At 37.2% G+C, this 438-nt stretch carries 1 pseudogene; it reads left to right on the forward strand.

Annotated features, from left to right (window positions below):
- Nucleotides 1-438: pseudogene (locus ACHABU_RS20695) on the forward strand (L-aspartate oxidase); the annotation flags it as partial.

Raw genomic sequence — 438 nt, forward strand, 5'->3', positions numbered from 1 at the left:
GAAGTGGCATGTACAGGTTTTCACGGTGCGAATCGATTAGCAAGTAATTCCTTATTAGAAAGCCTTTATCAGGGGAAAAAGCTTGCACAATGGATTAATTCACGTTGCATCAAATATCAAATTCCGAAGATGTCGGAATCTATGCAATCTATTGAGGAAAAAGAAATAATTCTTCCAGATACCAAAGTCTTAAAGGATATGATGATGAAAAGGGTGGGCATTGTTCGTTCGAAAGAGTTATTGGAAGAACAGAAAAACTGGCTTTTGCAGTTGCATTTACATGATGTAAGGAAGCTTGACAATTATAGGATTCAATCTATTTCTAATTATTTTATGTACATTATTGCTTCCCTTATTACGGAAGCTGCGTTAAGACGCACAGAAAGCCGCGGCGGTCATTTTAGAAGTGACTTTCCGTTTGAGGATGATGAAAATTGG

The sequence above is a fragment of the Oceanobacillus sp. CF4.6 genome, assembly GCF_051262635.1.
Classification (GTDB): domain Bacteria; phylum Bacillota; class Bacilli; order Bacillales; family Amphibacillaceae; genus Oceanobacillus.